Annotated in this window: 1 protein-coding gene; it reads right to left on the bottom strand. The window is 35.0% G+C overall.

Annotated features, from left to right (window positions below):
* A partial coding sequence (locus EZH24_RS14620) for a hypothetical protein (RefSeq protein WP_161976216.1) occupies window positions 1-221 on the bottom strand: 221 nt, incomplete at its 3' end.
* Window positions 222-314 lie beyond the last annotated feature (93 nt).

Here is a 314-nt window from a genome sequence, read left to right as displayed (position 1 = left end):
ATGGGCTGAAGCCACATTGTTATCAAAAAAGCACACCATACATTTTGGATTACTTTGGTTTTTACAAAACCTCGTAATGACAATATTTTTCCCGTCATTGCGAGCCGAACAAAGTGGAGCGAAGCAATCCAAAATAATAAAATTTCTTTTTTGTGGATTACTTCGGCTATAAATAGCCTCGTAATGACTTTTATAATCACGAATTTTAATTTTTCTGTCATTGCGAGCCGAATGAGATGAGGCGTGGCAATCCAAATAGCAAGCAAGGAAGCCTGCAAAATATTTACAAATAATTTTGTGAAGTGAAAAAGTTT

This window comes from Brachyspira catarrhinii (assembly GCF_005518285.1).
Taxonomy (GTDB): Bacteria; Spirochaetota; Brachyspiria; order Brachyspirales; family Brachyspiraceae; genus Brachyspira; species Brachyspira catarrhinii.
This window is presented reverse-complemented; position numbering and strand designations above follow the sequence as displayed.